Origin of the sequence: Agrobacterium albertimagni AOL15, from assembly GCF_000300855.1 — a bacterium.
Classification (GTDB): domain Bacteria; phylum Pseudomonadota; class Alphaproteobacteria; order Rhizobiales; family Rhizobiaceae; genus Allorhizobium; species Allorhizobium albertimagni.
Genome location: NZ_ALJF01000003.1, coordinates 301,151 through 320,950 on the forward strand (window position 1 = coordinate 301,151; position 19,800 = coordinate 320,950).

The 19,800-nt window shown below is 62.2% G+C and carries 19 protein-coding genes; 12 read left to right on the plus strand and 7 right to left on the minus strand.

Going from position 1 to position 19,800, the window contains the following annotated elements; genetic code table 11:
- The first annotated feature begins 6 nt into the window (after nt 1-6).
- The 5 genes from QWE_RS04635 to QWE_RS04655 are packed head-to-tail and all read left to right on the plus strand — an operon-like array spanning nt 7 to nt 5,920.
- Nucleotides 7-1,170 (plus strand): isovaleryl-CoA dehydrogenase, encoded by a 1,164-nt coding sequence (locus tag QWE_RS04635; protein WP_006724928.1) that lies wholly within the window; start codon nt 7-9, stop codon nt 1,168-1,170.
- Nucleotides 1,170-2,765, plus strand: coding sequence for a carboxyl transferase domain-containing protein (locus tag QWE_RS04640; protein ID WP_006724929.1), 1,596 nt, complete (start codon nt 1,170-1,172; stop codon nt 2,763-2,765). The genes QWE_RS04635 and QWE_RS04640 overlap by 1 nt, the downstream gene beginning before the upstream one ends.
- A 7-nt stretch (nt 2,766-2,772) precedes the next feature.
- Nucleotides 2,773-4,629 (plus strand): acetyl/propionyl/methylcrotonyl-CoA carboxylase subunit alpha, encoded by a 1,857-nt coding sequence (locus QWE_RS04645; protein WP_006724930.1) that lies wholly within the window; start codon nt 2,773-2,775, stop codon nt 4,627-4,629.
- Nucleotides 4,629-5,081 (plus strand): MaoC family dehydratase, encoded by a 453-nt coding sequence (locus tag QWE_RS04650; protein ID WP_006724931.1) that lies wholly within the window; start codon nt 4,629-4,631, stop codon nt 5,079-5,081. The genes QWE_RS04645 and QWE_RS04650 overlap by 1 nt, the downstream gene beginning before the upstream one ends.
- The gene (locus QWE_RS04655; protein ID WP_040299456.1) at nt 5,078-5,920 is read left to right on the plus strand and encodes an HpcH/HpaI aldolase/citrate lyase family protein; all 843 of its coding nucleotides are present in this window, start codon (nt 5,078-5,080) and stop codon (nt 5,918-5,920) included. Before QWE_RS04650 ends, QWE_RS04655 begins: the two co-directional genes overlap by 4 nt.
- Before the next feature lie 87 nt (nt 5,921-6,007).
- Here the strand turns inward: QWE_RS04655 and QWE_RS04660 are convergent, their stop codons facing one another.
- The 3 genes from QWE_RS04660 to rnk form a co-directional block, all read right to left on the minus strand.
- Nucleotides 6,008-6,919: a DMT family transporter gene (locus tag QWE_RS04660; RefSeq protein ID WP_006724933.1), complete on the minus strand. Its 912-nt coding sequence runs from the start codon at nt 6,917-6,919 to the stop codon at nt 6,008-6,010.
- A 69-nt stretch (nt 6,920-6,988) separates the two neighbouring features.
- Complete coding sequence (locus QWE_RS04665; RefSeq protein ID WP_006724934.1) at nt 6,989-7,528, minus strand: GreA/GreB family elongation factor; 540 nt, start codon at nt 7,526-7,528, stop codon at nt 6,989-6,991.
- A gap of 140 nt (nt 7,529-7,668) precedes the next feature.
- Complete coding sequence (rnk, locus tag QWE_RS04670; RefSeq protein ID WP_006724935.1) at nt 7,669-8,088, minus strand: nucleoside diphosphate kinase regulator; 420 nt, start codon at nt 8,086-8,088, stop codon at nt 7,669-7,671.
- Nucleotides 8,089-8,558: 470 nt separating this feature from the next.
- On the opposite strand from rnk, the gene QWE_RS04675 reads away from it, so the two are divergent.
- The 7 genes from QWE_RS04675 (at nt 8,559) to QWE_RS04705 (ending at nt 15,914) form a co-directional block, all read left to right on the plus strand.
- Nucleotides 8,559-10,040 carry a PAS domain-containing sensor histidine kinase gene (locus QWE_RS04675; protein ID WP_100220843.1) on the plus strand — a complete coding sequence of 494 codons (1,482 nt, stop codon included), beginning with the start codon at nt 8,559-8,561 and terminating at the stop codon, nt 10,038-10,040.
- Nucleotides 10,030-10,641, plus strand: a complete 612-nt coding sequence (gene fixJ / locus QWE_RS04680; RefSeq protein ID WP_006724937.1) for a response regulator FixJ — start codon at nt 10,030-10,032, stop codon at nt 10,639-10,641. Before QWE_RS04675 ends, fixJ begins: the two co-directional genes overlap by 11 nt.
- Nucleotides 10,642-10,798: 157 nt before the next feature.
- Nucleotides 10,799-11,101, plus strand: coding sequence for a hypothetical protein (locus tag QWE_RS04685; protein ID WP_006724938.1), 303 nt, complete (start codon nt 10,799-10,801; stop codon nt 11,099-11,101).
- Between the two features lie 61 nt (nt 11,102-11,162).
- Entirely contained in the window at nt 11,163-11,804 is a 642-nt protein-coding gene (locus QWE_RS04690) for a helix-turn-helix domain-containing protein (RefSeq protein ID WP_040299459.1), read from the plus strand.
- Between the two features lie 216 nt (nt 11,805-12,020).
- Nucleotides 12,021-13,142 (plus strand): ABC transporter ATP-binding protein, encoded by a 1,122-nt coding sequence (locus QWE_RS04695; protein ID WP_006724940.1) that lies wholly within the window; start codon nt 12,021-12,023, stop codon nt 13,140-13,142.
- Between the two features lie 74 nt (nt 13,143-13,216).
- Nucleotides 13,217-14,194, plus strand: coding sequence for an ABC transporter substrate-binding protein (locus QWE_RS04700; RefSeq protein ID WP_006724941.1), 978 nt, complete (start codon nt 13,217-13,219; stop codon nt 14,192-14,194).
- A gap of 7 nt (nt 14,195-14,201) precedes the next feature.
- Entirely contained in the window at nt 14,202-15,914 is a 1,713-nt protein-coding gene (locus QWE_RS04705; protein ID WP_006724942.1) for an ABC transporter permease, read from the plus strand.
- Between the two features lie 43 nt (nt 15,915-15,957).
- Here the strand turns inward: QWE_RS04705 and QWE_RS04710 are convergent, their stop codons facing one another.
- From QWE_RS04710 to QWE_RS04725, 4 genes are all read right to left on the minus strand, one after another.
- Nucleotides 15,958-16,584 (minus strand): isochorismatase family protein, encoded by a 627-nt coding sequence (locus QWE_RS04710; RefSeq protein ID WP_006724943.1) that lies wholly within the window; start codon nt 16,582-16,584, stop codon nt 15,958-15,960.
- A 3-nt stretch (nt 16,585-16,587) separates the two neighbouring features.
- Nucleotides 16,588-17,454, minus strand: a complete 867-nt coding sequence (locus QWE_RS04715) for an isocitrate lyase/PEP mutase family protein (RefSeq protein WP_006724944.1) — start codon at nt 17,452-17,454, stop codon at nt 16,588-16,590.
- Nucleotides 17,447-18,775 carry an amidase gene (locus QWE_RS04720; protein ID WP_006724945.1) on the minus strand — a complete coding sequence of 443 codons (1,329 nt, stop codon included), beginning with the start codon at nt 18,773-18,775 and terminating at the stop codon, nt 17,447-17,449. Before QWE_RS04720 ends, QWE_RS04715 begins: the two co-directional genes overlap by 8 nt.
- Nucleotides 18,775-19,800: amidase (locus QWE_RS04725; protein WP_006724946.1), on the minus strand; the 1,026-nt coding region annotated here is incomplete at its 5' end. The genes QWE_RS04725 and QWE_RS04720, both read right to left, overlap by 1 nt.

The following is a 19,800-nucleotide window of genomic DNA, read 5'->3' on the forward strand; positions in this document are numbered from 1 at the left end:
AGCCCCATGACCGAATTGGACTTCAGGCTTGGCGAAACGGCGGACATGATCCGCGACACGACGGCGCGCTTCGCCCGCGAGCGCATCGCCCCGATCGCTGCGGACATCGATAAGCATGATCGTTTCCCGGTTGAACTCTGGCCGGCCATGGGCGACCTCGGACTGCATGGCATCAGGGTCGCTGAAGAGGATGGCGGTCTCGGCCTCGGCTATCTCGACCATGTTGTCGCCTGCGAGGAAATCAGTCGGGCCTCAGCCTCGGTCGGCCTGTCCTACGGCGCCCATTCCAATCTGTGCATCAACCAGATCGCGCGCTGGGGTTCGAGCGCGCAAAAGGCGAAGTATCTGCCCGGCCTGATGTCTGGAGACCATGTCGGCAGTCTCGCCATGTCCGAAGCCGGCGCCGGATCCGACGTCGTCTCCATGCGGCTGCGCGCCGACAGGGTCGAGGGCGGCTTCCGCCTGAGCGGCACGAAGTTCTGGATCACAAATGCACCCTATGCGCAGACGCTCGTGGTCTATGCCAAGACCGAGCCGGAGGCTGGATCGAAGGGCATCACGGCCTTTCTCATCGAAAAGGATTTCCCCGGCTTCTCGATCGGTCAGAAGATCGACAAGGTTGGAATGCGCGGCTCGCCCACGGCCGAACTCGTTTTCCAGGACTGCTTCGTTCCTCAGGAAAACGTCATGGGCCCGCTCAACGGCGGGGTGAAGGTGCTGATGTCCGGCCTCGACTACGAGCGGGTGGTGCTGTCCGGGATCCAGCTCGGCATCATGCAGGCCTGCCTCGACGTCGTCCTGCCTTATGTCAGGGAGCGCCGGCAGTTTGGCCGACCGATCGGAAGCTTCCAACTGATGCAGGCCAAGATCGCCGACATGGTCGTGGCGCTGAACTCCGCCCGCGCCTATGTCTATGCCGTGGCGCGTGCCTGCGATGCCGGCCAGACAACGCGCCAGGATGCGGCCGGCGCAATCCTCTATGCGTCTGAGAACGCGGTGAAAGTGGCCGAACAGGCGATCCAGGCCCTGGGCGGTGCCGGTTACACCAAAGACTGGCCCGTTGAGCGCTACTGGCGTGACGCAAAGCTTCTCGATATCGGCGCAGGCACCAACGAGGTACGCCGCATGCTGATCGGCCGCGAGGTCATCGGTGCAGAGGGGATGAGCTGATGCCGATACTCTCGACCATGCTCGACCGCAACAGCGAAGGCTTCAAAGCCAATGCGGCCCGCAACGCCGCGCTTGCCGAAAAACTGAAGTCGAAGGTGGCCACCGCCGCATTGGGCGGGGCTGAAAGCCATCGCCAACGGCATGTGGCGCGCGGCAAGCTTCTGCCCCGCGACCGCGTATTGCGGCTCCTCGACCCCGGCTCTCCTTTCCTCGAGATCGGGCAACTGGCCGCCGGTGGCATGTATGGCGACGAGGCCCCGGGCGCCGGGATGATTGCCGGCATCGGGCGGGTCTCCGGTCGCGAATGCATGATCATCGCCCATGATCCGACAGTGAAGGGCGGCGCCTATTTTCCGATGACGGTCAAGAAGCATCTGAGAGCCCAGGAGATCGCTTGGGAAAATCGCCTGCCCTGCATCTATCTGGTGGATTCCGGCGGCGCCAACCTGCCGCACCAGGCCGAGGTCTTCCCCGACCGCGATCATTTCGGCCGGATCTTCTACAATCAGGCGCAGATGTCTGCCGCCGGTATTCCGCAGATCGCCTGCGTCATGGGAAGCTGCACGGCGGGCGGCGCCTATGTGCCTGCCATGTCCGATGAAACGGTGATCGTCCACAATCAGGGCACCATCTTCCTCGCCGGCCCGCCGCTGGTCAAAGCCGCAACCGGCGAGGTGATCTCGGCCGAAGATCTGGGTGGCGCCGATGTGCATGGCCGCAAATCCGGCCTTGTCGACCATTTGGCGGAAAACGACGAACACGCGCTACTGATCGTGCGCGACATCGTTGCGACATTGAACCGACCAAAGACGGTGGACATCGAGCTGACCAAGCCGCGCCCTCCCCTGTTCGACCCGAGTGAACTCTACGGCGTGATCCCGCAGGACCTGCGCACACCCTATGACGTGCGCGAGGTGATCGCCCGTCTCGTCGATGGTTCCGAACTGCAGGAGTTCAAGCCGCTCTACGGAAGTACGCTTGTCTGCGGCTTCGCCCATCTCTGGGGCATTCCGATCGCCATCCTCGCCAACAACGGGGTCCTGTTTTCCGAAAGCGCGCTGAAGGGCGCCCATTTCATCGAACTCGCCTGCCAGCGACGCATTCCGCTGCTCTTCCTGCAGAACATTTCCGGTTTCATGGTCGGCGGGAAATACGAGGCCGACGGCATCGCCAAACATGGCGCCAAGCTGGTGACCGCAGTCTCCTGCGCGCAGGTGCCGAAGATCACCGTGCTGATCGGCGGCAGTTTCGGGGCCGGCAATTACGGCATGTGCGGTCGCGCCTTTCAGCCGCGCTTCCTGTTTTCCTGGCCGAATGCCCGCATCTCCGTCATGGGGGGCGAACAGGCTGCGTCCGTGCTGGCGACCGTCCACCGCGACGCCGAAAGCTGGACGCCTGAGGAGGCCGAGGCCTTCAAGGCGCCGATCCGGCAGAAATACGAGGACGAAGGCAACCCCTATCACGCAACGGCCAGGATGTGGGACGACGGCATCATCGACCCGGCCCAGACCCGCGACGTGCTCGGCCTAGCCTTTTCCGCAACGCTGAACGCCCCGATCCCCGAGCGGGCGCAGTTCGGCATTTTCCGGATGTGAGGCGAAGATGATCGACAGTCTGTTGATTGCCAATCGTGGAGAAATCGCACGGCGTATCATTCGCACGGCAAAACGGCTCGGCATCCGAACGATCGCGGTCCATTCGGATGTGGATGCCGGGATGGCCTTCGTGCGCGAGGCCGACGAGGCGCTACCGATCGGTCCGGCGCCGGCACGCGACAGCTACCTGCGCCAGGACCGCATCCTGGAGGCCGCCAGCAAGAGCGGCGCTCAGGCGATCCACCCGGGTTACGGTTTCCTGTCGGAAAATGCCGAATTTGCCGAAGCCGTGATCGCAGTAGGTCTCGTCTGGGTCGGGGCACCTGCGGCGGCCATCAGGGCCATGGGCCTGAAAGATGCCGCCAAACAACGGATGATCGCAGCCGGCGTGCCGGTAACCCCCGGTTATCTCGGGGAGGACCAGAGCCCGGAACGACTGCAACGCGAGGCCGATGCGATTGGCTATCCGGTGCTGATCAAGGCGGTGGCCGGCGGCGGTGGCAAGGGCATGCGGCGCGTTGAACGCTCCGAGAATTTCCTCACCGCCCTGGCCAGTTGCCGACGCGAGGCTGCGTCATCCTTCGGCGATGACCGCGTGCTGATCGAGAAATACATCCTTTCGCCGCGTCATATCGAAGTGCAGGTGTTCGGCGATACCAAAGGCAATGTCGTGCATCTCTTCGAACGCGACTGCTCGCTGCAACGCCGCCACCAGAAGGTGATCGAGGAGGCACCGGCGCCCGGCATGGATGCCGTGACCCGGGATGCGGTCTGCCAGGCGGCCGTCAAGGCGGCCCGCGCGGTCGATTATGTGGGCGCAGGTACGATCGAGTTCATCGCCGACGCCTCCGAGGGCCTGCGTGCTAACCGCATCTGGTTCATGGAAATGAACACACGGCTGCAGGTGGAGCATCCCGTGACCGAGGCGATCACCGGACAGGATCTGGTCGAGTGGCAATTGCGCGTCGCCTCGGGCGAGCCTCTGCCATTGAATCAGGATCAGCTTTCCATCACTGGCTGGGCCATGGAAGCCCGGCTTTACGCGGAGAACCCAGCAAACGGTTTCCTGCCGTCGATCGGCCGGCTCGACCATCTGCGACTGCCGGAGACACTGCGGATCGACAGTGGCGTCGAAGAGGGCGACGAGGTCACCCCGCATTACGACCCGATGCTGGCCAAACTCATCAGCCACAGCGCCAGCCGGCAAGAGGCGATCCGCGAACTTTGCGATGGCGTGAGGAAGGTCGAGGTCTGGCCGGTGCATAGCAATGCCGGCTTCCTCGTCCGCACGCTCCGCTATCCCGATTTTCTGTCTGGCGCCGTCGATACCGGCTTCATCGAGCGACATACCGAAGACCTTGTGGCATCAGGTGAACCGGATGAACAGGTCTTGCAGGCTGCCGCAGCCGCACTGTTGCCGCGGAAAACATCCGATGTCTGGACCGCCCTGACAGGATTTCGTCTCAACGCCGAATGCGACCGGCAGGTTGCCGTCGAGGTTGGAAACAAGCCCTATCTGGTTCGGATGCAGGATGTGCCGTCGACCGTCCGAAGCAATAACGGGGTCGTCTTCCTTAATGGCGAAGCCTGGGAGATCGGGCTGCCACGGGCGGGACAGAGCGGCCATGGTACTGGCGCCGGTGATGGCGCGATCATGGCGCCAATGCCGGGCATCGTGATTGCCGTCTCCGTTGCAGAAGGAGACACGGTCCGCCGCGGCCAGCCGCTGATCGTCCTCGAAGCCATGAAAATGGAGCAGGTGCTCCACGCCCCCTTCGATGGCCAGGTGGCGGAGCTGAGGGCGAGCCAGGGCAGTCAGGTGGTCGAGGGCAGCTTGCTGGTCAGGATCGAGGGAGAAGGTTGATGGCCGGACGCTATTTCGACGATTGGACAATAGGCGACAGGATCGTCCACGAGCTCCGGCGTACGGTGACCGAGACGGACAATCTGATGTTCACGCTGATGACCCACAATCCGCAGCCCCTGCATCTTGATGTCGAAGCGGCAAAGGCAAGTGAATTCGGCCAGATCCTCGTCAACGGCACCTTCACCTTCTCGCTGATGGTCGGCCTGTCGGTCGGCGACACCACGCTCGGCACGCTGGTCGCCAACCTGGGCTACGACAAGGTCGTCATGCCGAAGGCGGTCTTCCTCGGCGACACGATGCGGGCCGAAACCGAAATTGCTGACCTCAGGGAGAGCCAATCACGCCCAACCGCCGGCATCGTCACCTTTCGGCATGAGCTCTTCAACCAACGCAACGAACTGGTCTGCCAGTGCCTCCGCTCCGCACTTGTCTCGCGGAGGCCGCAATGAGGCTGCGCTCTCTCCTGTTTGTCCCCGGTGACAGGCCTGACCGCATGGAGAAGGCGCTCCGCTACGGCGCCGATGCGCTGATCCTCGACCTCGAAGATTCCGTCACACCAGATGCCAAGCCTGCGGCCCGGCTGGCGGCCGCCAACTTCTTGCGTCAGGCCAAAGGCAGGATCCCGCTACTCGTCCGCGTCAACCCGCTCGACAGCGGCCTTCTGGACGACGATCTCGCCGCAATCCTCCAAGTGCCGCCGGACGGGCTGGTGCTTCCGAAGGCGGAGGGGGCTCCAAGTGTGCAAGCCCTGAGCGCAAAAGCGCCCGGCATCCCCATCCTGCCGATCGCCACCGAGACCCCGGCTGCGATCTTCCAGCTGGGCTCCTATGAATCCGTACGACATCATCTTCTGGGCCTCACATGGGGTGCGGAAGACCTGCCAGCCGCCATCGGGGCGCTGGGCGCACGCGACGGGACAGGCCGCTACACCGCCCCTTACGAACTCGCCCGCTCTCTGACCTTGTTCGGCGCTCACGCGGCCAGCGTGGCCGCGATCGAGACCGTCTACCCGGCACTTGCCGATCCGGATGGGCTTGCCGCCTATGCGCGACGCGCCCGCTTTGACGGCTTCAACGGCATTATGGCGATCCATCCCGCGCAGGTTCCCGTGATCAACCAGGCATTCACGCCAACCCCGGAGGAATTAACCGAGGCGCAGGCCATCGTCGACGCGTTTGCGGCAAGTCCTGGCATGGGCGCGCTGAGCTACCGCGGCCGCATGATCGACGCGCCGCATCTCAAACAGGCGAGGCGTGTGCTGGAACTGGCCGCCGACGTCGCTGGCTGAGTGGCAACGAAAGCACAGAATGTCATCGATACAGGCGCTGATCCTCCGCCTCTCGACCGCCGAACGACCGGCAATCCTGACTGCCGATCAAGCACCCTTCTCCGATCGAGATTGGGGATCCGGTCTCAAAACGCGCCGTTCCGTCATCACGGTCCGATAATTGGCCAGCACGATGATGGCACCGCCAAGGAAAACCCAAAGGTCGATCGCCTCGCCATAGGCATAAGAACCGACGACGGCGGCCATCGGCACGCGCAGGAAATCAATCGGCATGGCAACGGACGCATCGAGGCGCTTCAGGGCTTGCGCCTGGCAGTAATGGGCACAGAGAGCGCCGAGACCGGCAACCATCATCCAGGGAATATCGGCCGCATGCACTGGCCGCCAGTCGGTCAGCGAGGCCACGAGGCCGAGTGGCAGCTGGATGACGATCATCCAGACCACGATCGCAGCCGGTGAGACGTCGCGCGTCAGTCTTTTGACGAAAATCAGAGAGAGCCCGTAACCGGCGGCGGCAATCAGCACGAGACCTGCAGCCGGGTCGACCATCGCGATACCGGGACGGATGATGACAAGCACGCCGATGAAGCCGCTGATCGTTGCGAAGATCCTTGGCCTCGTCATCTTCTCGCGCAGAAACAAGAAGGCAAACAGGGCAACCCAGATCGGCATGGTGAATTCCAGCGCGAACACGGAAGCGAGTGGCAGCATGACGACGCCGATCGTCCAGAGATACTGGGCCATGAAATGCACGAGGTTACGCGCAAGATGCAGTTTGAAGAGCTTCGCGTGACGCAGTTCCGGCAGCAGCATCCGGCCGAAGGCGACGATGACACAAAGGCCGATCAGCGCGCGAAAGAAAAGCACCTGTTCGATCGACAGCGTGCTGGCAAGCTCTCGCGATCCGACGGACATACCGACGAAGGAGATCATGCCGAGGGCCATCCAGATGAGCCCCTGGATGAAATCGGAATGTTGAAACTGCTTGATTTTCTGCATGTTCAGTTCTTTCAGGTCGGACGCGTGCCCGGATAAGAGCTCGCGCCCGAGAGAGTGGTGGAATGGGTGTCAGGCCGCTGAAGGACCCGGATCGTCGAAACCGTCCGACGCACCGGTCAGCTGGCCGTGGCGTCCATCCATGCCGCCCGACACGAGACGCAAGTGCGGTCTCAGTGGGCTCGTGCCCGCCTCCTGACCGATCATCTGCCGTTCCCGCCGCGATGCCTCGGGCTGGTACTCCACGGCTTCCAGCAACATGGTCTCAGCGACACCATTCGTATTTTCAAACGCGATCTTCTGGCCTTCGCGAAGCCCGAGCAGAGCAAGGCCACGCAGTGTCGTGATGGGCAGAAACAGGCCGACCGGGCCAGTTGCCTGGCCGGTCGAGATCACGCGGATATCGCTTTCGCCGCCTCGGACGCGAAAGCGCACACGGCTGTTCAAGCTGGCGACATCTCCCGGGAGATCGTCGCGGAACACGACGATGGCCTTTTGGATCTTGTGCCGGCAAAGCGCAACGAGCCGATCATTTCGGCCCTGCCAGTTGTCGCACATGGCCTCGAGTATGGTGAAATCCTTTGTAGTCAGAATGTAAGTGTCGTTCGACATTTCGCAGTTCTCCATCGCGCTGTCGCCAGCGCGTCCATCGACATGAGCGGGAGATACCACTGCGCGACCATCGCGCAGGGGAGGCTATCCTGCGATGAGACAACCTCCCCGGATCGCGAGGCGGGAAAATGCGGACAACATCATGCCGGATCGACCACTTCAGGGGATGCGACCTCTTCGACATGAAGGTGGTGCAAACGCCCGTCCCGTGCCACCCAATCGATGGATTGGCCAGTCGAAAGACCAATCAGCGCGGCACCGATCGGTGTCAGGATGGAGATCTTGTTCGCCGCAATATCCGCTTCACCCGGGAAAACCAGCGTGACGCTGCGATCTTCCCCGAGATCGCTGGTGAAGCGGATCCTGGATCCCATGCGTGCGACATTGGCGCCGATCTTGGCGTCCTGAACGATACGTGCACGGTCGAGCTCGATGAGAAGCTCCTCGGAAACATCGGGATTCCGACCGGCATGGGCCTCTGCGAGGCGGTAGAGCCTTTCATGATCGGTACGGGTGAGAACGATTGCCGGCTTGCGCTGCCGTTTCTTTTCGAGAGCCATGCTCGGGCCTCCTGTACAAGACGCGCGGTCGCGCATCCGGCGCACCGCTCTGAAACAAAAACTGGGATTGAGTGTCGCTTCGTAGCCCATTGTCCCCTGGCGGGGACGCTACCCATGCCCCACGACCTTATCGCGACGCGATTGGGCCGGGGGTCAGATGCCTGCGATGAGGCACATCCGTGTGCGGATGTTATGGAAGCGTTCTATCAACATAATCCAAAGATGGCCGGCTCGGACACGGAAGTCAAGCGAGGCCGGTTGCCCCTCAGCCGGCGTGGCAGAACAGGCGATCTATTGCCGAAGAAACAGACCATCTGTGGAGACAAACTCCCCCTCGGAGCTTTTTGACTTCTATCAATCGGACACAAGGGCTAGCTTCCCATGTAGGTATGTCGAATCGAGCGAAATCGGCGCGGATCAATGCACCGTCTGCATTGTTTTGGCCGATTGGGTGTGAAATCAGGGGCGAAATGGCCAACACGCAACGAAATGAAAGACGATTGCTCCCCAATTCCTGGGGTTATGTCGTTGCGGTTCTGGGAACGGTCGCGATCGTCGGCGTGCCGCTCTTCCTCATGGGCGGCGCCGCTTCGCAAGCGCTCTCCCTGCTCGTGCCGATCCCAGTCATCGCCACAGCGCTGATCGGGGGTGCGGGTCCGGCTTTGCTCGCGGCGGTCTTCGGCCTCGCCCTTTGGTTTCTCAACGTCCAGTCATCCGGCTCGGAAATCGTCCTTGCCCAAGCAGTCGCACTTGCCGTCCTGGCAGCGTTGATCGTCTGGTTTGCCAAACGAAGAGACCAGGATCGGGAGACCCTGGCAGAGCTCCGGGAAGCGCTGGATGATCGCGAGGCCCGGATGGGGTCCATCCTCGACACGGTTCTTGATGCCACCATCGTCAGTGACGAAAACGGAATCATCATCTCGTTCAACTCCGCCGCCGTCCGCCAGTTCGGCTATTCCGAAACCGAAGCCATCGGTCAGAACCTGAAGCTGCTGATGCCTCAGCCCTACCGCGTCGACCATGACGGCTACATGCGTCGCTACATGGCGACGGGCGAAAAGAGGATCATCGGCGTCGACCGCGTCGTGGTCGGCCAGCGTAAGGATGGCTCTACCTTTCCGATGAAGCTCGCGGTTGGCGAGATCAAACGTGGCGGGAAGCGCTTCTTCACTGGGTTCGTCCGCGACCTCACGGAGCGAGAAGAATCCGCTGCCCGCCTGCAGGAGATCCAGTCCGAGCTCGCAAGGCTCGGCCGATTGAACGAAATGGGAGAGATGGCGTCGACGCTGGCGCACGAGTTGAACCAGCCATTGTCGGCCATCGCCAACTACGTACATGGCTGCGCGCGCCTGCTGCAGAACGCGGTTGGCGATCGCGACATCCAGGTTCGTGACGCATTGCTGGAAGCGGGCGAGCAGAGCATTCGCGCCGGGCAGATCATTCGACACCTGCGCGAGTTCGTCACCAAAGGCGAGACGGAAAAGCGCACGGAGAGCCTGCGTCAACTCGTCGAAGAGGCCGGAGCGCTCGCTCTTGTCGGCTCGCGGGAAAAGGGCGTGCGCACCGTGTTCGATTTCACCTCGGACAACGACCAGGTCTTCGTCGACCGAATCCAAATCCAGCAGGTGCTGACCAACCTCATGCGCAATGCGATCGAGGCGATGAAGCATACCGAGAAAAAGGAAATCCGCGTCAGCGTCTGTTCCGACAAGATGGGACTTTTGACGGTGACGGTCGAGGATTCCGGTCCTGGAATTTCTCCGGAAGTCGCCCAGGATATCTTCAAGCCGTTCACGACGACAAAGGCAGGAGGCATGGGGATCGGGTTGTCGATTTCCAGGCGCATCGTCGAGGCCCATGGCGGCGAGATGACCGTTTCCAAGAGTGAGCTTGGCGGTGCCTCCTTCTGTTTCACCCTTATCCAGCACGACGAGGACCAGAATGCAGCCTGATGACTTCACCGTCCATATCGTTGACGACGAAGAGGCACTTCGCAAATCGCTGGGCTTCATGCTCACGGTGAACGGTTTCGGCGTGAGGCTTCACGTGTCCGCAACCGCCTTTTCGGAAATCGCCCCGAGCCTTCGCAACGCCGTGCTGGTCACCGACATGCGCATGCCGGACATGAGCGGCCTCGATCTGGTGCGCAAAATCTCGAGCATATCGCCCCCGATACCCTCGATCATCGTCACGGGGCATGGGGATATTCCCATGGCCGTCGAAGCGATGAAGGCGGGTGCCGTGGACTTTATCGAGAAGCCGTTTGAAGAGGCCGTCATCATCGAAGCGGTGCGACGCGCGGCCGAGAGGCTGGCGGACTCGTCGGCGGGCACGCTCAGCGTCGATGACATCCGTTCGCGCATTGGCAGCCTGAGCGAACGCGAGCGGCAAATTCTGGCGGCCGTCGTCGCCGGCCAGCCAAACAAGGCCATCGCGTTCAATCTCGACATCAGCCCGCGAACCGTCGAAGTCCATCGCGCAAATGTCATGACGAAGATGAGGGCGCGCAGCCTGCCCGAACTGGTGCGCATGTCACTGACCGTCAGCATCTAGCCGAATCCCCGCGCAATCCGACAATACGCTTGATCCATGACAAGGTGGCGCGTCGGCCAAGATGCGATCTGCAAGCTTGGTGAAAGATCACGACCGAGCTTCTGGGATCCCATTGTCCACGCTGTCTGCAATTGTTGCTGTTGTCAAAGACCCGGCTTTGCTGCGGTCGATCAGCTTTGCGCTCAACACGCATGGCCAGCCGGTGGAACAGTTCAACGACTGGACCATGGCAACGGAGGCGATCAGTCGGGCGGAATGCGTCATCCTCGACACCTGCCTGCCGCCTGCCGATCTGACGGCCGGCCTCAGTCTGGCCGACCGCGGCATAAAGCTCGTCGTCCTGGCGGAGGACGACAGGGACTACGGCGGGGGGAACAGGCAAGACATCTGCGTGCTGTCGAAACCCCTCAACGGGCCCGACATTGCCAACGCAGTATCGACCCTACGTAAGAACCCGTAGTGGAAGAACTCAATAGCGGCGAAGCCCCCGATCCAACATGATCCCTTCAACCAGAGGGAACATGCCGATGCAAACCGCCGCTTCCATCACGCTCAATTCGCGTCTTTCCACATCGCCACGTGCACGGTGCCAGGCGCATATCAGGCCGGTAACCTTCCATGCGCCGGATTGCGTGATTTACGCACAGGGCGAGCGCACGCGATCGCTCTACCAGATAGAATACGGCGCAGTGCGCATTTACCGTCTCCTTGCCGATGGTCGCAGGCAGATCGTCGCCTTTCATCTCGTCGGCGAAACCTTCGGTTTCGAGATCAACGAGACCCACAGTTTCTATGCGGAGGCCATGGTGAACACGGGCCTGACCAGTGTCGAACGCGCAGCGGGTGGCCACCTCAACGACCGTCTGGTAGGCGTTGCCTTGAAGGCCATGGTTCGCGCTCAAGAGCACCTGCTGGTCGTCGGCCGTCAGAGTTCACTCGAGAAAATTGCCGTTTTCCTGGTCGATCTGGCCGATCGCCAGGGTGGCACGGATGTGATCGACCTGCCCATGAGCCGGATCGATATCGGCGACTACCTTGGCCTGACCATCGAAACGGTTTCGCGCACGATTTCGAAACTGCGCGACATGGGGATCGTCAAGCTTCGCAATGCCCGCAGCATCGAGATCGTGAAGCCGGAAAAGCTTCGTATTCTGAGCAACTAGTCCATACGAACGGCTCAAGGACAAGTGCGCCTTCAGCCCGGGTTCCCAGCCTCTCCATCGCGTTTGGCCTCTGCAGGAAGATCTCCACGGGACACACCTCGAAACTTATCGAGTTACTTAGAGTGACCGCACAGTTCGGCGATGCTGCGGAGCTGGCTTCATGCAAACGTCATCTGAGCATGGCAAGGGACGAGGGAAACCCGGGAGACCCAAGCCTTGCCGCGCCTCGCCCTTGCCGCCATCACCAAGCGTTTCGACGACTTTCAAGCTGTTGACGGTGTTTCGCTCACAATCCCCGATGGCGCATTCCTCGCCTTGCTCGGCCCCTCGGGCTCCGGCAAGACCACCCTCCTGCGCCTGATCGCGGGGCTCGAAGAGCCTGACGGGGGCGAAATTCGTTTCGACGATCAGATCGTAGCCGGGGATGGCGTCTTCCTTCCTCCGGAAAGGCGTGGGATCGGCATGGTTTTCCAGTCCTACGCGCTGTGGCCGACGATGACCGTTCGCGGCAACATAGAATTCGGCCTGAAGGTCGGCGGGTTGAAGCCACGGGAACGCTCAGCGCGGATCGAGGAGGTGCTGAAGGTCGTCGGCCTCGCCGGGCTCGGCGACCGACGCCCGCACGAACTGTCGGGCGGTCAGCGTCAGCGCGTTGCCCTGGCCCGTTCGCTTGCGACCCGCCCCAATATGATCCTTCTCGACGAACCACTCGCCAATCTCGATGCGCATCTGCGCGAGGCGATGCTTGCCGAATTCCGGCGCATTCACAGCCTGACAGGCTCCACCTTCGTCTTCGTCACCCACGACCAGGACGAGGCCATGGCGGTCGCAACCCATGTGGCTGTGATGGATCAGGGTCGGCTGGAGCAATTGGCAACGCCTGAGGAGCTCTACCGGAAGCCGGCCTCGCCTATGGTCGCCCGCTTCATCGGGCGCGGTCGGACGTTGCCGGTCCGGGTGATCAAGTCGGAAGGCGGCCGGACCCGGGTGATGCTTGGCCAGCACCTTCTCGATATGCCGGGAAATGCACCCGTCGGTTATGGCTGGCTCTGCTTTCATGCCTCCGATCTCAAGCGCGTCAACGAGGGCGGGCACCTGAAGACCGAGCTCGTCGGCCAGGTTTTCCAGAACGGCAGCTTTCTCAGCCATTGCCTGCCGACCGAGATCGACGGCGACGTCGTGAGCCTGCCACTCGATGAGCGGATCGCGCCGGGCACACCTGTCGAACTTGTCATCACCGACGGCTGGGTCATCGGACAGGGCGGGAGCGACCAGAGCGGTAGTGATGTCACGGGAAGATCATCGACCTGTCGTCCGGCCGTCATCTCACTGCGCTAGGCGACAACTCCTGCCGCCCAAGGGCCGGCATTCGACAGCTTCCGGGCCTCGTCCGCCCATTCAATGAGGTTTCCATGTTCATCCGCACGCTCCTCACCACCACGATCCTTGCCGGTCTCGCCTTCACGGCACAGGCCGAGGACACGATCACCGTCTATACCTCGCAGCCGCAGGATCAGATGACCCAGGTCATCGAGGCTTTCAACGCCGACCATCCGGAGATCAAGGTCGAGCTCTTCCGCTCCGGCACCACTGAAGTCATGGCCAAGCTGCAGGCCGAATATGCCGCCGGCAACAGCCCGGCCGACGTCGTCCTGATCGCCGACACTGTCGCGATGACCCAGCTGAAGAACGACGATCGCCTGCTCGCCTTCACCGACGCCCCGGTCGAAGGCATCGATCCGGCCTTCATCGATGCGGACAAGACTTTCTTCGGCACCAAGGTGATCACCACGGGCATCGTCTACAACACCGATCTCGTGAAGACGGCGCCGACAAGCTGGAACGATCTGCTCGAAGCCGATGCGGCGAAGAGCCTGATCATGCCGAGCCCACTCTATTCGGGTGCCGCCGTCATCCATGTCGGCACCATGACCCAGCAGCCGGAATTCGGCTGGGCCTATTATGAGAAGCTGGCAGAGGCCGGCGCTGTCGCCGGTCAGGGCAATGGTACGGTCATCGAAGCCGTCGCGCGCGGCGAGAAGGCCTATGGCATCATCATCGAATACATGGCGCTGAACGCCAAGAAGAAGGGCTCGCCCGTCGACTTCGTCTTCCCGGCCGAAGGCGTAAGCTCGATCACGCAGCCGATTGCCGTACTGAAGGGCTCGGATGCAGTGGACGCTGCCAAGACCTTCGTTTCCTGGCAGCTGTCCAAGACCGCCCAGGAACAGGCGACTGCCCAGGGCTATTTCCCGATCCTGCCCGGCGTCACTCAGCCGGAAGGCTATCCGGCCCTGACAACGCTGAAGATCCTGCCTGCCGACAGCGATGCCATGCTGAAGGCCGACACAGAGAACAAGGAAAAGTTCGCCGAGCTCTTCGGCGGCTGATCAAGCAATGCGCAACACCGCCTGGGTCAAAACCCGTAAGGCTATGCCGGCTTGGGGAGGCGAGCATCTGCTCGTCTCCCTTCTCGTTCTCTACGTCGCCGTAACGACGCTCTGGCCGCTCGCCAGACTGTTTTCGAGCGCCTTCCAGGCAGGCGAAGATGGCACACCGCTCGGGCTGATGCTTGCCACCTTGTCCAGCCGCTCGACGCTGAGGGCACTTTCTGGCACGCTGCAGACGGCCCTTTTGTCCGTCGTCGTCTCGACGCTCATCGGCGTGGCGCTCGCCTTTGCCGTCAGCCTTCTCAAGCTCAGGACCCGCGCGGCGCTGACCTTCCTCATTCTCATGCCGCTCATCGTGCCCTCGCAAACCATGGCGCTCGCCTGGATCGAACTCTTCGGCGCACAGTCACCAATCCTGAAACCGCTCGGCCTTGCCGCAGCGCCCGGCTCGACAAATCCGCTCTATTCGGTGGGTGGAATTGCGCTGGTCATGGGCATCGAGCATATGCCGCTCGTCTTCATCGCGGTGCGGGCCGCCTTGCGGGCGCTGCCGGCCGACCTCGTGGAGGCCGCGCGCATTCTCGGCATCCCGCCCCGGCGGATCGGAACCGGAATCGTGCTGCCGATCGTCATGCCGTCGGTTCTGGCTGGCAGCCTGATCGCGTTCACCGCCGCGATCGGCAATTTCGGCGTGCCGGCACTGCTTGGCATTCCCGGTCGCATTTCTGTCCTGACGACGCTGATCTATCAGCGGCTCAACGGCTTTGGTCCGGCTGCGGCCGGACAGGTGGCGACGCTGGCCCTCGTGCTCGCCGCGATGGCAGCGATCGCGATCGTCATGCGCAATGTTGTTGCAACCCGTCTCGCCGTGCCACTGCCGGCGGGCGCTCCCTTTGTCGCGAGACGCAGCGCACCCGTGCTCGAGATGCTGATCTGGATCCTTGTGCTGATCCTATCTCTGGTCCCCCTCGCAGCTCTCACGATGACCGCGCTCTTGCCGGCCATCGGCGTTGTATTCGGGCTCGATACCATCAGCCTCGATCAGTTCCGCGCCGTCCTCGACAATCAGACAGTGAGGCGCGCCTTTGCCAATTCGCTGTGGCTCGCCTTGATCACGGCTGCCATCTCGATGCTCGTCGCCGTGCCGCTGGCCTTTGTCTCCAGCCGCCGGCAGAACCCGGTGCTGCGATTGCTGGACATCGTCATCGAAGCCCCCTGGGTCGTCCCCGGAACAGTCGTCGCTCTTGGAATGATCCTCGCTTTCCTGAAGCCTCTGCCGCTCGTCGGGGTATCTATATACGGGACGATGATGATCCTCGTTATCGCCTACCTCGCGCGTTTCCTGCCGCTTGTCCTACGACCGGTCGCTGCCGCGGCACAGTCAGCCGATCCTTCGCTCGACGAGGCCGCTCGCGTGACCGGCGCCGGGCTTTTGCGCCGCATTCTGGCGATCTTCCTGCCTGGTATTTTGCCAGCCGCCGCGGCCGGCGCGATCCTGGTGGTAATGACGGCGCTCAACGAGCTGACACTCTCGGCCCTCTTGTGGTCGTCCGGCAACGAGACGATCGGGGTGATGATCTTTGCCCTGCAATACGAAGGCAACTCCACCGCTGCCGCAGCAGTCGCGGTCTTGTCGACGCTTCTGGTCCTGATCCTCGCCGCCATCGCCACGGCGGCCGCCCGCCGTCTGCCGAGGGGCACTCTGCCCTGGGTTGACTGATCCTGCCCGAGGGGGGGTGATCGACCTGGAAAATCGCCGGAACTTAAAGCGACGCTATAAAGCCAAGAATATCCGCCTCGGAGACCACGTCGGCATATTTGGCGTTCATGTCGAAGAGGTTTGCCTCATGCGGCGCCGAATGCCGATCTCCGCAGGCGTCCCGCACCACCGTCGTGATGAAGCCGTGCGACATGGCATCCACGCAACTCGCACGCACACAGCCGCTGGTCGTCAGCCCGGTGAGAATGACGTTGTCGACACCCATGGACGTCAGAAGTGGCGCAAGAGAGGTCCCGAAAAATGCGCTCGGATACTGCTTGCTGATGACGAATTCATCCGGAAACGGCTCGAGCCCCTTCGGCCAGGCGCCAAGTGGATTGCCGGCTTTAAAGCAGGCGAGCGGCTTGGCCTTTTGAAAGAACCGGCCGCCATCGAGACCGCTTGGATGCAAAACTACACCTGTGAGAATGACGGGAATGCCTTTCTCCCGCGCCGCAGCCCGTACACGCAGAGCGCTGGCCAGCGCCTCGTCGACCGCTGCATAAAGCGGGCTATCCGGCTCGAAGTAAGCCTGCACGAAATCGACGAGCACCAGTGCCGGCTTCTTACCGAAGCCGATGCGGTTGTCGTAGGCCTTGGCATAATTGGCGGCGAGATCTGCATCACTCATGGCTTACTCCTCCGTTTCCGCAAATTTCTTCTCAAAGGCCCAGACATCTTCGAAGCCGAGAAGACTGTTGAAGTCCTTGAAGGGATAGAGAGGGACGCCGTCCGTGGTGATCCCGTGCTCGAGCAGGTCCTGATAGGCATGACGGACCGCATGGCCGTGGGCGAGGAAGCCAAGCGCCGGGTAGATGGCGATCCGGTAGCCGAGCGACTGCAACTCGGACGCGGGCATCAGCGGCGTGCGCCCGCCATTGACCATGTTGGCAAGCAGCGGGCGATCGATTGCCTCGGAAATCGCCTTCACCTCGTCAGTGCTTTCGGGAGATTCGACGAAGAGGATATCGGCCCCGGCCGCGGCATAGGCTTTCGCCCGCCGGATCGCCTCGTCGAGGCCGAGGCTGGTACGGGCATCCGTGCGGGCGATGATCAGGAAATCGTCGCTGCGGCGGCTGTCGACTGCCACCTCGATCTTCTTCACCATATCCCCCATGGCGACGACGCGCCGATTGGGTGTGTGCCCACATTTCTTCGGAAATTCCTGGTCCTCGAGCTGGATCGCCGAAACGCCGGCATCCTCGTAGCCGCGAACCGTGTGGCGGACATTAAGAAGTCCCCCATACCCCGTATCGGCGTCGGCGATGATAGGCGTTTGCGTCAGCTTCGTCATCTGCGCGACGCGTTCGATCATATCGCGATAGGTGGCGATCCCGGCATCGGGTATCCCGAGCGTCGAGGCCACGGTTCCGTAGCCCGTGACATAAAGGGCCTTGAAGCCCATGCGATCTGCAATCAGTGCCGAAATCATGTCGTAGATCCCGGGTGCGAGGATAAAGTCGCCGGAGGAGAGGGATTGCTTCAAGGTAGGATCAGGCATTTCGGTATCGGCTGCTTTCTTGCGGGTTGAGGACGGCTTCGAGGATGCGGGCACTCTCGAGCAGGGAACGATCGTCGAAGCGGGCGGCAATCAGCGTGACGCCGATCGGCAGCGAAGGCGCATCAAGGGGCGTGGGCAGATTGAGACAAGGAACGCCGAGCAGCGTCCAGGATGCGTTGAACACCGGATCGCCGGGACGACGGCCGACCGGCGCAAAACCGGGGGCGCTCGGAGCGATGACGACATCGAAGTCCTGCATCAGGTGATCGAAAGAAATCCGGCCGAGTGCCATGGCATCATAGGCACGCGCGAGATCAGAGAGCGTCGAGCCGTCGCGATTTTCGACGCGGTGATGGAAATCGTCATGCAAAAGAGACCCATGGCGACGCGCGAGATTGCGGAAAGCCGCCTGCCCCTCACGATGCAGGATAACCCTGTGATGACGATCCAGTTCGGAGAACTCCAGCGGAAGTTCGAGAACCTCCACCTTGTGGCCGGCATTTTCCAGACGGGCCTTCGACAGCTCCAGCGCCAGTCTGCTTTCGGGCGCCAGACGATCGGCATAGGGGCCGGAGGTGACGCCTACTCTGAGCTGTGCCGGCAAAGGTCGGTCATCACGTGGTTCGTCAAGGCCAAGGACGGCGGCGAGAAGGCCGACATCCTCGACGGAGCGCCCATACCAGCCTACCGTATCGAAGCTTTGGGCATAGATCTTAGCTCCCTCCCTGCTCACCCGTCCGAAACTCGGCTTGAACCCGACGATGCCGCAGAAGGAGGCCGGCCGGATCGTCGATCCGCCGGTCTGTGTGGCAAGAGCGAGCGGCACATGAAAATCGGCGACAGCAGCAGCAGATCCGGCAGACGAGCCACCCGGGGTGCGCGACAGATCATGGGGGTTTCCGGTTGCGGCATCGCGTCCGGCAGCGGCGAATTCGGTTGTGTCGGTCTTGCCGAGGATGATTGCTCCTTCGCTCAGGAGGAGACCAACCACCGCAGCATCGGCTGCCGGACGAAATCCTTGGTAGAGCGGTGAGTTATGCGTGGTCGGCAGATCGACGGTGTCGAACACGTCCTTGATCGCGATCGGCAAGCCATGCAGCCTGCCCCGTTGCCCGACGGGAAGCGCATCGCATCGCTCGGCCTGTTCGAGCGCCGTTTCGCTCAGCGCAAGCCACGCCCTGACGTCTCCGTCGCGTCGATGGATGCGCTCGAGCGAGGCGGAAACCAGCGCATGCGCTGTCAGGCGTCCATCGGCCATCAGGCGAAGCGCCTCGGCAGCCGTTAGCCGCGTCAGGTCGCAATGGCCGACACCGTCCATCATCACAGCCCTTCCCCTGGCGGCATTATATCGTGAAACTGCGTGGCAACCTGGAAGGCACGCCCGAGCCTCAGACAAAGCACGTCGTCGCCTGGACGCCCGACGATCTGCATGCCAGTCGGCAATCCACTGCGGCCGCGACCGGTGGGGAGCATCAGCGCTGGCAGACCCGTCTCATCGAAGATCATCGTGTTGCGCGAGATGATGGATTGAAAGGCGTGACTTTCTCCGTTGACATCGACCGTCAGCGTATCGAGGTGCCCCGCCTCACCGCCGAGCCCGGGCGTTACCATGAGGTCGATGTCCTGCATGGCCGCGAGGAAATGATCGAGCGCCTCGGCGCGGTGCCGCAACGCTTCCCCATATTCGCGGGCGGAAAAGCCAAGCCCGTTTCTGAGCCTGTGCAGCAGACCGGGATCGAAGAGTTCAGAGCGATCGAGCCGCTCGGCATGCAGGCTCGCAAGCTCGCTTTGCAAAATGATCCAGCCGGCCGTGTGGAACCGTTCGACGTCGAGGCTCGGCAACCGGACGATCCGGCAGCCCAGCGCTTCCAACTGCCGCAAGGCTGCTTGCCAGTTGGTGATGACCCGTTCATCGACGAGTTCGGTGAACCAGTTGGTCGGAATGCCGATCTTTAACCCCTCGACGGAACGGTTCTTCAGTGCATCTTGGGCCTGGTGCGAGATTTCGGCACCACCCACCTCGACCATGAAGGGCAGGAGGCGCAGCAGATCTTCGGCCGACCGCGCCATGGGCCCGACATGATCCAGAGTCCAGGAAAGAGGGGCAACCCCTTGGCGCGACACGCGCTCGCGGCTCGGTTTTAAACCTGTTGTGCCGCACCAGCACGAGGGAACGCGGATCGACCCGCCGGTATCGGTGCCGAGTGCAAAGGGCATCAGTCTAGCCGCAAGGGCGGAACCGGATCCGGTCGAGGAGCCACCGGTCCAGCGTTGCGGGTTATGCGGATTGGTGACGGTGCCGAAACGCGGATTGTGCGGCGAGCCCGTCGCAAACTCGGTGGTCGC

Bases quoted from the DNA above. Each gene is read 5' to 3' on its own strand.
- QWE_RS04635 (WP_006724928.1), top strand. From the start codon at position 7: ATGACCGAATTGGACTTCAGGCTTGGCGAAACGGCGGACATGATCCGC.
- QWE_RS04640 (WP_006724929.1), top strand. From the start codon at position 1,170: ATGCCGATACTCTCGACCATGCTCGACCGCAACAGCGAAGGCTTCAAA.
- QWE_RS04645 (WP_006724930.1), top strand. From the start codon at position 2,773: ATGATCGACAGTCTGTTGATTGCCAATCGTGGAGAAATCGCACGGCGT.
- QWE_RS04650 (WP_006724931.1), top strand. From the start codon at position 4,629: ATGGCCGGACGCTATTTCGACGATTGGACAATAGGCGACAGGATCGTC.
- QWE_RS04655 (WP_040299456.1), top strand. From the start codon at position 5,078: ATGAGGCTGCGCTCTCTCCTGTTTGTCCCCGGTGACAGGCCTGACCGC.
- QWE_RS04660 (WP_006724933.1), bottom strand. From the start codon at position 6,919: ATGCAGAAAATCAAGCAGTTTCAACATTCCGATTTCATCCAGGGGCTC.
- QWE_RS04665 (WP_006724934.1), bottom strand. From the start codon at position 7,528: ATGTCGAACGACACTTACATTCTGACTACAAAGGATTTCACCATACTC.
- rnk (WP_006724935.1), bottom strand. From the start codon at position 8,088: ATGGCTCTCGAAAAGAAACGGCAGCGCAAGCCGGCAATCGTTCTCACC.
- QWE_RS04675 (WP_100220843.1), top strand. From the start codon at position 8,559: ATGGCCAACACGCAACGAAATGAAAGACGATTGCTCCCCAATTCCTGG.
- fixJ (WP_006724937.1), top strand. From the start codon at position 10,030: ATGCAGCCTGATGACTTCACCGTCCATATCGTTGACGACGAAGAGGCA.
- QWE_RS04690 (WP_040299459.1), top strand. From the start codon at position 11,163: ATGCCGATGCAAACCGCCGCTTCCATCACGCTCAATTCGCGTCTTTCC.
- QWE_RS04700 (WP_006724941.1), top strand. From the start codon at position 13,217: ATGTTCATCCGCACGCTCCTCACCACCACGATCCTTGCCGGTCTCGCC.
- QWE_RS04705 (WP_006724942.1), top strand. From the start codon at position 14,202: ATGCGCAACACCGCCTGGGTCAAAACCCGTAAGGCTATGCCGGCTTGG.
- QWE_RS04710 (WP_006724943.1), bottom strand. From the start codon at position 16,584: ATGAGTGATGCAGATCTCGCCGCCAATTATGCCAAGGCCTACGACAAC.
- QWE_RS04715 (WP_006724944.1), bottom strand. From the start codon at position 17,454: ATGCCTGATCCTACCTTGAAGCAATCCCTCTCCTCCGGCGACTTTATC.
- QWE_RS04720 (WP_006724945.1), bottom strand. From the start codon at position 18,775: ATGATGGACGGTGTCGGCCATTGCGACCTGACGCGGCTAACGGCTGCC.